We start from the raw sequence: 14,107 nt of genomic DNA on the forward strand, positions 1-14,107 counted from the left end.
CCCAGCTACCGGACCCTACAGGCCCGGACCAGTCAAGGGGCCAAGGGAGGGCCATGGCAACCAGGACCAGCGAGGACGGCAGACCGCCTGAGGACCAGGAGGTCGATCCTGATCTCGAGCGCCGTCGCCAGCAGCGCCGCCAGGAGCTGACCTACCTGCGCAGGGACGCAGAGGTGGCCCATGAGGCCCATCTGCAGGCCAGGGCCGATGCGGTGCGCGCCAAAGCCAAGGCCAAGGCTGCACGGATCATGGCCAAGGCCGAGATCAAAGCCTCACGAATCGAGGGCATCCCCGACATGGAGATCGAGCGCAAGGTCCGCCTGGATGTCCACGGCCGCCCCAAGCCACTACTGCGCGGCTGGATCCACGCTGTGGCCACCCCTTTGGCCCTAGCCGCAGGCATCGTCCTGATCTGCCTAGCCCACGGCACTGGCCTCAAACTGGCCTGCGCGGTCTTCATGGTCGCCTCACTGGCCCTCTTCGGCAACTCGGCCCTCTACCATCTGGGCGACTGGACCCCAGGTACCACAGACGTGCTACGCCGCTTGGACCACGTCAACATCTTCCTTCTCATCGCCGGCACCTACACGCCGATTTCCTTTGCACTGGACCCCTTCTGGCGGCGGGTCATCATCCTGGGCATGTGGGGGGCCAGCCTGGTGGCCATGATCGTCCACGTCTTCTGGATCGATGCTCCCCGCTGGCTCTACACCCTGGTCTACGTGGTCTTCGGAGTCTCGGGAGTGGGCTTCCTGAAACTCTTCTGGGACTCCCCCATGGCCGGTCCGCCGGTGGTCTGGCTGATCATGGCCGGCGGCCTGGCCTACATCCTAGGGGCGATTGTCTACGGTCTGCGTCGGCCGGACCCCTGGCCCCGGGTATTCGGCTTCCATGAGATCTTCCACTGCGGCACGGTCATCGGCTACGCCTGCCACATCGTGGCCATCTACCTGGTGGTCTGCAACCTACGCTGAGCGGCTCTCCGGTCGAACCGCCCTTTCAACAAAGACCATCGGCCTGCCTTATGAACCAAGTGGTCATTCATAGAGCAGTCACCTATAGATGAAGCCGCCCCCCGCCAATCATGGGGAGGAGCGGTTTCATTCAGGCCGGACTGGGACAATGAGGGGTCGTCCCGCTACTTGAGAGGCTGGGCATCCTTGACGGTGACCGAGATGTCCTTACCATTGGGAGCCTTGTAGGTCACGGTCTGACCCTTCTTGGCGCCCATGAGGGCCGCGCCGATGGGCGACTCGGGGCTGATGACGTCGTAATCCGTGGCCACGGTCAGGTCCCTGGAGCCCAGCACATAAACCATTTCGTTGCCGGCCATGGTCAGGGTCACCAAGGAGCCATTGCCCACCGTGCCCGCCTTGGGGGCCTTGAGGATCTTGGCGTTGCGAAGCTTGACGATCAGCTCGTTGATCCGCCCCTCGTTCTTGCCCTGCTCCTCGCGGGCAGCCTGGTAGCCGCCGTTCTCGCTCAGATCGCCCTCGGCCCGAGCCGCCGCGATACGTTCAGTAATCTCGTCGCGGTACTCGCCCTGACGGTGGTCAAGCTCCTCCTTCAGCTTGTCGTAAGCGGCCTGTGTCAGCAGAATCGTCTTTTCCTCAGCCATGTGATTCCTCCTTGTTTGATGCACTTGTCTCGTGGCCCGACCTGAACTGCAAAGTCAAGGGTATGAAAAAGGCGCCGGCCCTCACCGGCGCCTGGAGACCCTTGTCTACCGTGTCGATATGATGTCGATCACGAAAACCAGGGTATCGTCGCCGCCGATGCCTGCCTGGGGCATTCCCTGACGACCATATCCGTACTCCGGCGGAATGGAGACCACCAATCTGGACCCCACGTTGTGGCCGGGCACCGTCTGGTCCCAGCCGCGAATGACCTGCCCCACGCCAATGCCGAAGCTGGCCGGCTGATGACGCTGAAAGCTGGAGTCGAAGACCTGATCCGAACCCCAAACGACACCATGATAATTGACGGTGACGGTATCGCCCTTGCGGACGACTGGCCCGTCCCCCTCGACCAGCTCCACGGCGCGCAGCCCGCTGGGCGCCGGACCATGGAAGGTTATGGTCGGCGTAGCGCCGAATTCGGCGTTCACCTCGGGCATGGATTGGTCACTCATAACAACTCCTTTGGTTTTCTTGCGTACCAGAGTATCGGTTCGTCGGTCGGGTGACAAGTTGCGACACTGCCGTCCAAGCCGATGAGGCCTTGGTGCCCCGGGTGGGAATCGAACCCACAAGCCGGTGAAGGCGGCGGATTTTAAGTCCGATGCGTATACCATTTCGCCACCGGGGCCATAACCCATAACGCCTTAGTATATCATTCACGCAGGAGGGTCCGACCATAGTCCATGACCAGACCGTCCAGGAGGCCGTGCTCGCTGGCCACATAGGTTCCCGAAGCCAGCGCACTCGGACTGGCCTGGCCCAGACGTTCCAGCAGACGGCTCCAGATCAGGGCGCCACCGCCGATCACATCAACACGACCGGGGTGGATGGTCTTGAGTCCCCGACGCTCCTGCCGGCTCATGTTCAACACCTTGTCGTCAACCCGGCGAGCCGCTTCGACATATATGGACTGACCATCGACGGCATGGCGATCGTAAACCTGGCATCCCAGGGCCAGAGCGCTCATGGTGGTGACCGTGCCGGAGACTCCGATCACACTGCCTACCCCAGCTACAGGGACCTTGTCGAAGGCCCGGTCGATCCAGCTGTCAACATCCTCAAGCGCCTGGCCGATCTGCACCTGGCTGGGCGGATCATCCAGCAGATGGCGCTCGGTCATCCGTACGGAGCCGATGTTCATTGAGTAGGAGGCCCTGACATGGTCAACAGGCAGATCGCTCCCGTCCCCGCCCAGGACCAGCTCGGTGGAGCCACCGCCTAGGTCAACCACCAGGTATGGCGCAGGAGGCATGCCGTCGCTGCCCCGCTGCTCCAGCACACTGACCGCTCCCAAAAAACTCAGCGAAGCCTCCTGGGAACCGCTGATGACCTCGGGCGTGACCCCCAGGATGGAGCGCACCCCCTCTTCGAAACTTTCCCGGTTGTCGGCATCCCTGGTGGCCGAAGTGGCCACAAAGCGCAGGCCATCCACCGGGTGCTCCTGCAGTTGCTGGGCGAAGAGCCGACAGGCCTCAAAGGCCCGCTCCAAGGCCTGATCGGAGAAGCGATGATTGCGGTCCACGCCCTCCCCCAGTCGGATGACGCGCATCAGCCTGGGAGCCACTGGATGGAGCCCCTGCCGGTCTACCTGGGCTATCAGCAGACGTATGGAGTTGGTGCCACAATCCACGCCCGCCACTGTTACCTGATCCATGGAAGCCCCCTTCATTGGTTCTCTTGCTGGTTCTCTTGTATGGATGCCTCGGCCCAGGGCTGGGCGCACCTGCAGACCTGCGGATCGAACACCGGACGCACCAGGCCTAGAACCCGGTCACCCAGTGGATTGACCCCAGGGCCCATAACCAGAGACTGAGCGGTCAGAGCATGCAGACACTTGACCCTCTTGGGCATGCCCCCGGCCGAGATTCCGACTATGTGACTCTCGTCGTCGCTCAGCCGCTGAGCCAGGGCAGAGCGGAAGGCCAGATAGAGCTCGTGGGCCCTACAATAGGCGCTGGCCAGATCCGGATCCGAACCAAGCTCGGTATTCCAGTCGGACATGATGCCGTCGGCCTCCAACCGTGAGACGGCCTTGACAGCCTCGGGGCTGGTCAAATAGCAGGTGGTCGGAAAGGGTGTGCCATCCTCCAGCTGAGGCCGGGTAACCACAGCCAGAGGGTTGCCACAGACGCAGCGGGCGCCCACGGCCACCATGCCCCGCGCAAAACGGCCCAGTTGCTGGTTAACGGCGGCTATCTGATCCGGTGTGGCCGGCGTCGCCAGAAGCTCCTGGACTCGATCTCTTACCATGGTCAGGTCCCGGTCAGTAACCAGGCTGGATGCTTTAGATTCGACCCGGACCTTGTCTACGGCTTGAGATTCCACTGCTGCCTGGGGCCTTTCCTGGGCCTTGATCACGCTGTCCTCATCTTTCCTGATTGTTTGCTGCTGCTAAGTTCATTAACCATTGGCGCGGCGAAATCCGAACCTTCGGAGTTCACTGCGTTCCCCCGCCCTTGAATGGAGAGGGACTATCAGATCCACCTGGACTGTTGGAACCAGTTGGACTGGCGGACCCATTCGGACTGGCTCCGTCGCCTGGTTGCTGACCTGTGCTCCCCTTGTTCCCATTGGCCGCCGGGTCCTGGTCGGCCTTGGCAAAGGAGTAGGCCATCTCCTGATACCAGGGCAGGGAGTTCTTCCTAGGGGCCCGGACCCCCTTGCTTCCGGCCTGGTCCTTGTCCTTGCTGCCCGTGACCGCCTCCGGATGCAAGACCCGGATGGCCTCCTCGTCGGGGAAGACGAATCCCAGCCGATCCCTGGCCTGGGCAGTTACATAGGCTTTGTCGTCCCAGCGCCGGATCTGGTTCTCCAAGTCACGCTTATGCTCGACTAGCTGGGCCTGCTGGTTGCGCAGGCCGTTGAGTTCGGAAAGATTAATGGCGTAGGCGTGGAAGGTGGAGACCAGCTGAATCAGCCCCAGGGCCACGATGATGACCGCCACAAAGAAGGTGATGGGTCCCGATGACCGCCTGCTTGTCCGCCGGTCGCCGCCGTCACGTTTGTTCTTGGCCATACCCATAAAAATACCCGTGGCAGCCGACGCGGACCGCCACGGGTGAAAGACTGTACGGCCGGGTCAAAACCTGCAAAGGCTTAAGCCCGGCCAGCAAGGCCTTACTTGGTGTATTTCTTGCAGGCCTTGAAGGCGCTGTAGCCGGCGTACTCGGCGGTGGAGCCCAGCTCCTCCTCGATCTCCAGCAGACGGTTGTACTTGGCGATGCGCTCACCACGGGCCGGAGCACCGGTCTTGATCTGGCGGGTGTTCTTAGCCACGGCCAGGTCGGCGATGGTGGTGTCAGAGGTCTCGCCGGAACGGTGGGAAACCATGGAGGTGAACCCGTTGGCGGTGGCCAGCTCGATGGCGTCCAGGGTCTCGGTCACGGTGCCGATCTGGTTGAGCTTGACCAGCAGGGAGTTGGCGGCCTTCAGGTCGATGCCCTTCTGCAGCCTCTTGGGGTTGGTCACCAGCAGGTCGTCGCCCACGAACTGCAGGCGGTCGCCCATGGCGGCGGTGATCTTCTGCCAGGCGCCCCAGTCCTCCTCAGCGAAGGGATCCTCAATGGAAACCAGCGGGTACTTCTCGACCAGGCCCTGGTAATAGTCCAGCATGTAGTCAGCGTCGCGGTCCTCGCCGTCGAAGTGGTACTTGTCGGTGTCCTTGTTGTAGAACTCCGAAGAGGCCACGTCCAGGCAGAGGCCGATCTGCTTGCCAGGCTCGTAGCCGGCAGCCTGAATGGCGTCGACGATGTACTTCAGGGAGTCCTCGTTGGACTTCATCTTGGGGGCAAAGCCGCCCTCGTCGCCCAGGCCAGTCTCATGGCCATCCTTCTTCAGGATGCCCTTGAGGGTGTGGTAGACCTCGACGCCGGCGCGCAGGGCCTCCCGGTATGAGTCGAAGCCGTAGGGGGAGATCATGTACTCCTGGATGTCAGTGGCGAAGTCAGCATGGGCGCCGCCGTTCATGATGTTCATGTTGGGCACGGGCAGGATGTGGCCGTTGGTGCCGCCTAGGTAACGGTAGAGAGGCAGTTCGGCGGACTCAGCAGCCGCATAGAGCGCAGCCAGGGAGACGCCCAGAATGGCATTAGCGCCCAGCTTGCCCTTGTTGGGGGTACCGTCCAGATCAATCATGGTTTCGTCCAGGGCACGCTGATCGGTGGCGTCCATACCAATGACGTTGGGAGCGATGGTCTCATTGACCGCCTTGACGGCGTCCAGCACACCCTTGCCCTGATAGCGCTTCTTGTCGCCATCCCGACGTTCCCAGGCCTCGGCCTCGCCGGTGGAAGCACCGGAAGGAACCAGACCACGCCCCTCGGCGCCGTCCTCAGTCTGCAGAACGACCTCGACTGTCGGGTTGCCACGGGAATCAAGAATTTCGCGCGCGAACACGCTTTCAATTGCTGCCACAACTGCTCCTTCAATAAGTTGTTGTGATGTCTCTTACAGGATACTAGTTTTGTTGGACGGGCGCGGGACCCGCTGGCGTGCCATCGTCGGAGGACTTGGGCAGCCCCCAGGCCAAGTCGTCCAGCAGGGTGTCCACCCAGGCGGTCATGGCCGCCGAATCCATGGGTCCCGAACCCAGGGAGCCCGCGAAGGGCGCCGGGATCAGCAGGGTCTGCGTCACCGGGCGGTACTGGCTGCCCTTGTAGATGCGTGCGATCCTGGCCTGGAGGGAGTCGGGCATGGTTACGGGCCTGATCCGCACTCGAGAGCCTTGGGAGGCAATCTCCGCAATGCCCAGGGAGCGAGCCTTGGCCCGCAGCCTGGCTACTGCGAAGAGGGTGTCGAACTGGGCCGGCGGCCGTCCGTATCGGTCGGTCAGCTCCTCGTGCAGATCGCGCAGATCCTGCTCGTTGCGGGCCGAGGCCAGCTTGCGGTAGGCCTCCAGCCGCAGCTTGTCCGAATCAATGTAGTCCACCGGAATAGAAGCTTCCAAGGGTAGATCGATGCTGACAGTTACCGGCTCGGTCCGTCCAGGCTCCTTGTACTCTTCCACCGCCTCGGAGACCATGCGCACGTAGAGGTCGAAGCCGACCCCCTCGATATGGCCGGACTGCTCGTCGCCCAAAAGGTTGCCGGTGCCGCGCAGCTCCAGATCCTTCATGGCCACGTCGTAGCCGGACCCCAGGGCCGTATTCTGGGCAATGGTGGCCAGCCGGTCGTGGGCGGTCTGAGTCATGGGCTTGCTGGGGTCGTAGAGGAAGTAGGCGTAAGCGCGCTCACGGCCTCGCCCCACACGGCCTCGCAGCTGGTGGAGCTGGGAGAGGCCGAAGCGGTCGGCCCGGTCCACAATCAAGGTGTTGGCGTTGGGTATATCCAGGCCGGTCTCGACGATGGTCGTGCAGACCAGCACATCGATGTCACGGTGCCAGAAGTCCCGGATGACCCCGTCCAGCTGCTTCTCCCCCATCTTGCCATGGGCCACGCCCACCTTGGCTTCGGGGACCAGCGTCTGCACCTTGGCCGAAACCTTGCTGATGTCCTCCACTCGATTGTGGATGTAGAAGATCTGGCCCCCGCGCAGGAGCTCGCGGCGAATGGCCGCAGTCACCTGAGCATCCTCGTAAGCACCCACATAGGTCAGTACAGGCAGACGATCCTCGGGGGGCGTAGCCAAAGTGGACATCTCCCGAATGCCGGTCACAGCCATCTCCAGGGTGCGCGGAATGGGCGTAGCAGACAGGGACAGGACGTCCACGTTGGTCCGCATGGCCTTGAGGGTCTCCTTGGCTTCCACGCCGAAGCGCTGCTCCTCGTCCACGATCATCAGGCCCAGATCCTTGAAGCGGATACGCGGGTTGAGCAGCTTGTGGGTGCCGATGACCACGTCTACGGCCCCGCTGGCCAGGCCCTCCATGGTGGCCTGGTTCTCCTTGGCGGTCTGGAAGCGGCTCATGGCGGCCACGTCCACCGGGAAGCCTTCGAAGCGCTCGGTAAAGGTCTGATAGTGCTGCTGAACCAGTAGGGTCGTGGGCACCAGAACCACCACCTGCTTGCCGTCCTGGACGGCCTTGAAGGCGGCACGGATGGCTATCTCGGTCTTGCCGAAGCCCACATCCCCGCAGATCAGCCGGTCCATGGGCACCGGCTTCTCCATATCAGCCTTGACATCGTCGATGGCGGTCAGCTGGTCGGGGGTCTCCTGGTAGGGGAAGGCATCCTCCAGCTCCTTCTGCCAGGGGGTGTCTGGGCTGAAGGCGAAGCCCTTGGTGCGCTGCCTGGCCGAGTAGAGCTTGACCAGTCCCTGGGCAATCTTGTGGACGTGCTTGCGGGCTTTGGCCTTGGTGGCCGACCAATCGGATCCGCCCAGCTTGTTGAGTCTGGGGATCTCGGCACCGATGTAGCGGCTGACCTGGTCCAGCTGGTCGGCAGGCACAAAGAGCTTGTCTGGCGGGGCGTTGCGCTTAGAGGGGGCGTACTCCAGGACCAGATACTCCCGGCTGCCCTTGCTGGGGCCCACGCCCACGCTGCGCTGACGCATGCCCAGGAAGCGGCCGATGCCGTGCTGGTCGTGGACCACATAGTCACCGGGCTTGAGCTCGTCCAGGTCGATGGCCTTGCGCCGACGGTTGGAGGTCTTGCTTCCGGCAGCCACGCTGGTGCGCCCGGTCAGGTCACGCTCGGTCAGCAGGGCCAGATGGGCGGACTGGTCCACAAAGCCGTCCACAGCCAGGGAGCGGTGGTACTCCAGCCCGGTGATTCCCGTGGTCTGCACGGCCCGACGTAGACGGCTCAGCGTCCCTTGGGCCGGAGCGGTCACCACAACCCGGTCGCCACGCTCCAGCAGAGAGGCGATGCCCGAGGCGGCCCGATCCTCGTCGCCGCGATACTGGTCCGGGGCCAGGGCATCCAGACGCTCGGTCCCCTCCCGGTCCGGGTCCACCGACAAGTCGGTCAGCTTCCAGACCTCCCCTTTGCGGTACTCCAGGGATGAGATGACCTCGTCGTAGTCCAGGAAACTGGCCCTGTCGAAGCTGATAGGCGCGCCCGAACCCTGCCCGGAGGCTGCCACATGCCAGCTGGCGGCCAGGAACTCGTTGGCGGTCTTGACCAGGTCCTGAGCGGAGCGAGCCAGCAGCTGCGGCTCCGACAGCAGAATCAGAGCGCCCTCGGGCAGCATGGACCCTACTGGCACCAGGTCGTCGACCAGGGCAGGCAGGAGGGATTCCATGCCTTCGACAGGAATGGCCTGGGCGATGGACTCCAGCATGTCATCGGCGTTGGGAATGTTCCCGATCAGGGAACGTGCGCGGACGCGGACCTGGTCGGTCAGCTGCAGCTCGCGGCAGGGCGGCGCCCATATCCGGTCCAGGTCGGGACCGTAGGTGCGCTGGTCGGAGGCGTGGAAGCTGCGGATGGTGTCCACCTCGTCGCCGAAGAACTCGATGCGCACCGGGTGAGCCATGGTGGGGACAAAGACATCCAGAATGCCACCTCGGACAGCGAATTGGCCGCGCTCCATGACCAGGTCCACCCGGGTGTAGGCGTTGCGGACCAGAGCTTCGACCGCCTGGTCCAGTGGCAGCTCCTGGCCGCGCAGAAAGACCAGAGGCTCCACATCCTGCAGGCCCTTGACCACGGGCTGCAACAGGGAGCGCACGGGCATGACCAGAATGCGGATGGGCCCGAAGTCAGGATCGTCCTGGACCGGATGAGCCAGCCGCCTGAAGACGGCCATCCTGGAGGCCACGGTGTCTGCACGAGGCGAGAGCCGCTCATGAGGCAGGGTCTCCCAGGAGCGCAACAGGGCCACGTCACCCGGGTCGCCCTCATACCAGGAGCGGATGGCGCCGGTCATTTCCTGGGCGTCACGCTCGGAGGGGACCACCAGAACCACCGGAGCCCGACCGGCTGCAGCGGCTGCAAGGGCCGGCCTGATGCCCTGGGGAGCCTGGACCATAAGGGAGGTGTCGGTGTCAGCCGCAGGTTCGGAGTCTCCTTGGACCAACCTCTTGAAGGCAGCATCCGCCTGCAGGTCGTCCAGGAGAGGACGCAGGGACCCGTTCAGCGATTCCTGGGGTTCCGCCTTCTGTGTATGCTCATCGACCATTGAACTGCTCCTGAGCCTGGCTGAGGCCCTTGGTGATCACGATTTCCGCGGCATCTGCGCCGTCGGCCAGGAACTCAGGCAGGCGTTTGCGCTGATCGCCGACAAAGGTGCCCAAAACCCAGTCCACAGTGCGGCGGTGGGCGTCAGGACCTCTCCGGGCATGACCCACGCCCATGCGGACCCGTGCGTAGGCGTTGCTGCCCAGGGAACGGTCTATGGAACGGATGCCATTATGCCCGCCCGAGGACCCGCCGGCCTTGACCTTGATCCGGCCGAAATCCAGGTCCATGTCGTCATGGATGACCACGACCCGGCCAACAGGTATGTGGTAGTAGGAGCAGATGGAGGCCAGGGCATCGCCGGAGTCGTTCATGAAGGTCAGCGGCTTGGCCAGGAAGAAGGGTATGCGGCGTCCGTCAAGATCCAGGGTGCCCCTGCCCAGCTGGGCCAGACCCTTGTGGTCGCGCAGGTTGACCGACCAGCGTTCGGCCAGCAGATCGGCGCACATGAAGCCCATGTTGTGCCTGGTGCCCTTATACTCGTCACCCGGGTTGCCCAGTCCGGCTATCAGCCAGAAATCGGATGCCATGTAGGTGATACCTCCTGCTCTCAAACGGGACGGTGAGATTCTACACAGGCTCCCCGACCCCGTTTCGCTCAAGGGACAGGCTCCAGTAGGAGACATCATGCAGGACGAACCGGTCCCAGGCGGCCTGGGGCAGGAGGCCGAAGCGGCTGAAACCGAACCGGCGCAGCAGGGCCTCGGAAGCCGAATTGTCATCGAAGATGATCGCCACGGCCAGACGCATGCCCACCTGCCGGGCGCGCTCCAGCAGGGAATGGACCATCAGGGCGCCCAGACCCCGTCCACGACTGTCGCGATCCACGTAATAGCTGAGCTCGCAGGTCTCCTGGTAGCCGGGCCGGTCGTAATAGGCCGACAGGGAGCCGAAGGCCAGCACCTTGCCCTCCTGCTCCAGGACCAGGACCGGATGGCCCTGGTCAGGATCGTGGTCCAGCCACCATTGCAGGCGCTGGTCCAGGCTGACCGGGGCCGTATCCGCCGTGGAACCACCGTCCATGACCGCCTGGTTGTAGATGGCGGTGACCGCCTCCAGGTCCCCGCGACGGCAGAGCCGGATACGCGGGGTGGCGCTCACTTGTTGCCGCCCTCCTGGTCGGAGGCCTCCTTGAGGGCTTCACGCAGACGGTTCTGAGCCTCGCCGTAGGCGCTGAAGTCGCCCTTCTTCAGGGCGGCATCCCCGTCGCTCATGGCCTGGTTGGCCTTGTCCAAGGCCTGTTTCAGGGCCTGTCCTCCTGTGGTCGATGCCCCGCCGGACCCGGCGGTCTTACCTGGAGCCTTATCGGATTGCTTGCTCTGGTCAGCATTGGAATTAGTGCGTCCAGTGTTGTCGGCATCGCCTGCCGATGCGCCCGAGTTGCCCTGGAAGGTCTTGTCAAGAGCCGCATCCAAGGTCGCTGAGGAAGAAACCTTGTCTCCGAAGGCCACCAAAACCCGCTTGAGCAGGGGGAAGCTGGTGGCACCGCTGGACTGGACGTATACCGGCTGGATGTAGATCAGTCCGCCGCCAATTGGCAGAGTCAGCAGGTTGCCGCGTTTGACCTTGGTGGATCCGGACTGGAGCAGGTTGAGCTCGGTCGAGACCGCAGCATCCGAGTTGAAGTTGTTCTGGGCCTGCCCAGGGCCGGGCACATTGGAATTCTTGGGCAGCTCCATCAGCCGGATGGTCCCGTAGTCCGGGCCTATCACCCCCTTGGTCGACCCGGCGTCGGAATCCACGGACAGGAACCCGGTAAGGATCTCCCTGGTGGAGGTGCCGGCGGGAATGAAGGTGGAGGTCAGCGAGAAGGCGGGCTTGTCGGTCCCCGGGGTCTGCAGGGTCAGATAGTAGGGAGGCTGCTTGATCCCGGCCTTCTGCTCCTTGCTGGTCCCGGTCGGATCCACGGGGGTCTGCCAGAAGTCTTCGCCGGAGAAGAACTGGCTGGCCGAGTTGACGTGGTACTGGGACAGGAGCTGGCGCTGTACCTTGAACAGGCTCTCCGGGTAGCGCATGTGGCTCATCAGGTCGCCCGAGATGGATGAGAGCGGCTTGAACTGGCCGGGGAAGACCTTCTGCCAGGCCTTGAGCACAGGATCCTTGGCATCCCAGGCATACAGATCCACCGAGCCGTCGTAGGCATCGACCGTAGCCTTGACGGAGTTGCGGATGTAGTTGGCCTTTTGGGAACCCAGGCCCTTGACGGCTTCGGAGCTCAGAGTGGTCGTGTCCTGGGTGATGGGACCCAGGTCGACCTTCTGCGAGTAGGGATAGGCATCAGATGTGGTATAGCCGTCGACGATCCACTTAACCCTGCCGTCCACCACAGCCGGATAGACGCGCCCGTCCAGGGTCAGATAGGGGGCGATCTGGGCCACGCGCTCCTTGGGCGAGCGGTTGTAAAGGATCTGGGAATCGGGCGTGACGCGGTCCGAGAAGAGGATCTGGTCGGATCCAAAGCGGATGGCGTAGAGGACCCGGGCCAGGAAGTTGCCCACCGAGGGGCCGCCGTTGCCCTTGAAGGTGTTGGTGGCTCCCTTGGAGCCGGTGGGATAGTCGAACTCCCAGCCCGATGAGCCCTGGGGGGCGCCGACGATGGAGTACTCGGGCGCGTTGGGCGAGAAGTAGATTCGCGGCTCATAGTGCTGGCTGTCGGTCAGCTTGCCCTTGGTTGGGATGTCCTGCTCGAAGAATTCGGGCTGCCCGTCCGGGGTGACCTTGTTGCCGTAGGCGGCCACAATGCCGTAGCCGTGGGTGAAGACCGTATGGTCGTTGACCCAGTTGCGGTTGTCGTTGCCCTCCAGGTCCAGCTCGCGAGCGCCGATGACCGTATCCTGGCTGACTCCATCGATGTCGTACTTGTCGACGGCCAGGGTGTCCTCGAAGGTGTAGTACTGCTTGGACTGCTGCAGCTGCCGGAAGGTGGGCGAGACCACCTGGGGATCCAACAGACGAATCTGGGCTGTGGTCTCCGCATCACGGGAGAGTGCGCCCGACTGGACCTCGGTGGTGGCGTCATAGGCCTCGGTCTTGAGCTTGTCCAGCCCATAGGCGTTGGTGGTGGCGGCGATGTTGCGCTGGATGTAGGCGGACTCCATCTCCTGGGCGTTGGGGTTGACCCGGAAGCGCTGGACCAGTGCCGGCCAGAAGACGGTCAACAGCAGGGACAGAACGATAGTAACGGCTACAGCCAGAGCGGGAATCCTCCACTGCTTGACGGCCGAACCCAGGGATCCTGCATGGACACGACCGGGTTCCAGGGTGGGCGACCTCAGAATCCAGACGGCCAGGATTATGCCCAGCAGGGCTATGATCACGGCCATGATCAGAGTCACTGGGATGGCCGCTTTGACCGAGGTGTAGGAGGCGCCGGTGATCCGATCACCCTCCTCGGTCAGCCTGCCGAAGACGCCCAGGGCGGTGTCACCCGCCCAGACCAGCATGAACAGGACCAGCCAGAGGGCCACCTGGCGGCGGGCGGGACGGGTCATCTCCAAAATGCCGTGTCCATGCACGGGCATGGTCAAGCGAATGCCACCCATGAGGAAGTTGGTGACCAGGCTGAATATCGTGGCCGCCAGCAGCATCATCAGCAGGGAGGAGACCAGCAGCTGCAGGCCAGGCAAGATGAAGACATAGAAGCCGTTGTCCAGGCCAAACTGGGGGTCGCGCACCCCGAAGGACTGGGCGTTGAAAAGTAGGAGTACCTGCTTCCAGTCGGCGTTGAACTGGAAGCCGAAGAAGACGCCGACGACCAGGGAGACCACCACGGCCACCTTGAGCGCCGTGCGTGAAGAGACTCCCTTGCCCACCTCGATCAGATCGCCCCTGACTCTGATAGTAGACCCGTCAGGCGAATCGGGGCGGCTGTGGATGGCCAGGATGGCCGAGAGCAGGGTCACCGCAGCCAGCAGCAGTGCATAGGCCAGCCACAGACCCACCTTGATGCCCAGCTGGGTCCAGACGATCTGTGCCGCTCCCAGCTGGGAGAACCACATGACATCGGTGATGAAGCGACTGAGCGCGAACAGGAGCAGGAAGACGACCAGGACGACGGCCACAACCACGGCTAGGATCCTCGAGCCCCGGGAAGGCCCTTGATTGCCCTTCTTACGGGAAGTCAGCCGGGGGTCACCTGGTCCGGGGAAGCGGAAACGGGGTGTACCGCTGCCCCCCTGGTCAGAACCCTCCCCATCGGTTTGCACGTGCAGGATGACCGGGTCGTCTTCATTGCGACGCCGACCTGGTCCGCCTGGACCGCCCTCAGGGTCGAACATGGAGCCGAAGAAATCAAAGAATGACATGTACCT

General features: G+C 63.3%; 11 protein-coding genes and 1 tRNA gene. 1 reads left to right on the forward strand and 11 read right to left on the reverse strand.

Annotation, left to right across the window (positions count from 1 at the left end):
* Positions 1–53 precede the first annotated feature (53 nt).
* Entirely contained in the window at positions 54–974 is a 921-nt protein-coding gene (gene trhA, locus DKK74_RS04755; protein ID WP_110413041.1) for a PAQR family membrane homeostasis protein TrhA, read from the forward strand.
* A 164-nt stretch (positions 975–1,138) separates the two neighbouring features.
* On the opposite strand, the gene DKK74_RS04760 is transcribed toward trhA, so the two are convergent.
* The 11 genes from DKK74_RS04760 to DKK74_RS04810 form a co-directional block, all read right to left on the reverse strand.
* Positions 1,139–1,618: a GreA/GreB family elongation factor gene (locus DKK74_RS04760; RefSeq protein ID WP_024627331.1), complete on the reverse strand. Its 480-nt coding sequence runs from the start codon at positions 1,616–1,618 to the stop codon at positions 1,139–1,141.
* Between the two features lie 105 nt (positions 1,619–1,723).
* On the reverse strand, positions 1,724–2,131 hold the full coding sequence (locus tag DKK74_RS04765) for an FKBP-type peptidyl-prolyl cis-trans isomerase (protein WP_024627330.1): 408 nt from the start codon (positions 2,129–2,131) through the stop codon (positions 1,724–1,726).
* A gap of 90 nt (positions 2,132–2,221) precedes the next feature.
* Positions 2,222–2,307: transfer RNA gene (locus tag DKK74_RS04770), tRNA-Leu, on the reverse strand.
* A gap of 24 nt (positions 2,308–2,331) precedes the next feature.
* Complete coding sequence (locus DKK74_RS04775) at positions 2,332–3,333, reverse strand: Ppx/GppA phosphatase family protein (protein WP_181414921.1); 1,002 nt, start codon at positions 3,331–3,333, stop codon at positions 2,332–2,334.
* An 11-nt stretch (positions 3,334–3,344) separates the two neighbouring features.
* The gene (locus DKK74_RS04780) at positions 3,345–4,037 is read right to left on the reverse strand and encodes a DUF501 domain-containing protein (RefSeq protein ID WP_258334459.1); all 693 of its coding nucleotides are present in this window, start codon (positions 4,035–4,037) and stop codon (positions 3,345–3,347) included.
* Between the two features lie 79 nt (positions 4,038–4,116).
* Positions 4,117–4,701 (reverse strand): FtsB family cell division protein, encoded by a 585-nt coding sequence (locus DKK74_RS04785; RefSeq protein ID WP_110413043.1) that lies wholly within the window; start codon positions 4,699–4,701, stop codon positions 4,117–4,119.
* Positions 4,702–4,796: 95 nt separating this feature from the next.
* Positions 4,797–6,092: a phosphopyruvate hydratase gene (eno, locus tag DKK74_RS04790; protein WP_015021986.1), complete on the reverse strand. Its 1,296-nt coding sequence runs from the start codon at positions 6,090–6,092 to the stop codon at positions 4,797–4,799.
* 43 nt (positions 6,093–6,135) lie between these two features.
* Entirely contained in the window at positions 6,136–9,738 is a 3,603-nt protein-coding gene (gene mfd, locus DKK74_RS04795; RefSeq protein WP_110413044.1) for a transcription-repair coupling factor, read from the reverse strand.
* On the reverse strand, positions 9,728–10,327 hold the full coding sequence (gene pth, locus DKK74_RS04800; protein WP_110413045.1) for an aminoacyl-tRNA hydrolase: 600 nt from the start codon (positions 10,325–10,327) through the stop codon (positions 9,728–9,730). Before pth ends, mfd begins: the two co-directional genes overlap by 11 nt.
* Before the next feature lie 40 nt (positions 10,328–10,367).
* Entirely contained in the window at positions 10,368–10,898 is a 531-nt protein-coding gene (locus tag DKK74_RS04805; RefSeq protein WP_258334460.1) for a GNAT family N-acetyltransferase, read from the reverse strand.
* Positions 10,895–14,101: a UPF0182 family membrane protein gene (locus DKK74_RS04810; protein WP_110413046.1), complete on the reverse strand. Its 3,207-nt coding sequence runs from the start codon at positions 14,099–14,101 to the stop codon at positions 10,895–10,897. Before DKK74_RS04810 ends, DKK74_RS04805 begins: the two co-directional genes overlap by 4 nt.
* Positions 14,102–14,107 lie beyond the last annotated feature (6 nt).

The organism is Bifidobacterium asteroides, assembly GCF_003202755.1.
In the GTDB taxonomy this organism is placed as follows: Bacteria; Actinomycetota; Actinomycetes; order Actinomycetales; family Bifidobacteriaceae; genus Bombiscardovia; species Bombiscardovia asteroides_F.

Excerpts from the sequence above, each read along its gene's own strand:
- trhA (WP_110413041.1), top strand. The coding sequence starts at position 54 with ATGGCAACCAGGACCAGCGAGGACGGCAGACCGCCTGAGGACCAGGAG.
- DKK74_RS04760 (WP_024627331.1), bottom strand. The coding sequence starts at position 1,618 with ATGGCTGAGGAAAAGACGATTCTGCTGACACAGGCCGCTTACGACAAG.
- DKK74_RS04765 (WP_024627330.1), bottom strand. The coding sequence starts at position 2,131 with ATGAGTGACCAATCCATGCCCGAGGTGAACGCCGAATTCGGCGCTACG.
- DKK74_RS04775 (WP_181414921.1), bottom strand. The coding sequence starts at position 3,333 with ATGGATCAGGTAACAGTGGCGGGCGTGGATTGTGGCACCAACTCCATA.
- DKK74_RS04785 (WP_110413043.1), bottom strand. The coding sequence starts at position 4,701 with ATGGGTATGGCCAAGAACAAACGTGACGGCGGCGACCGGCGGACAAGC.
- mfd (WP_110413044.1), bottom strand. The coding sequence starts at position 9,738 with ATGGTCGATGAGCATACACAGAAGGCGGAACCCCAGGAATCGCTGAAC.
- pth (WP_110413045.1), bottom strand. The coding sequence starts at position 10,327 with ATGGCATCCGATTTCTGGCTGATAGCCGGACTGGGCAACCCGGGTGAC.
- DKK74_RS04810 (WP_110413046.1), bottom strand. The coding sequence starts at position 14,101 with ATGTCATTCTTTGATTTCTTCGGCTCCATGTTCGACCCTGAGGGCGGT.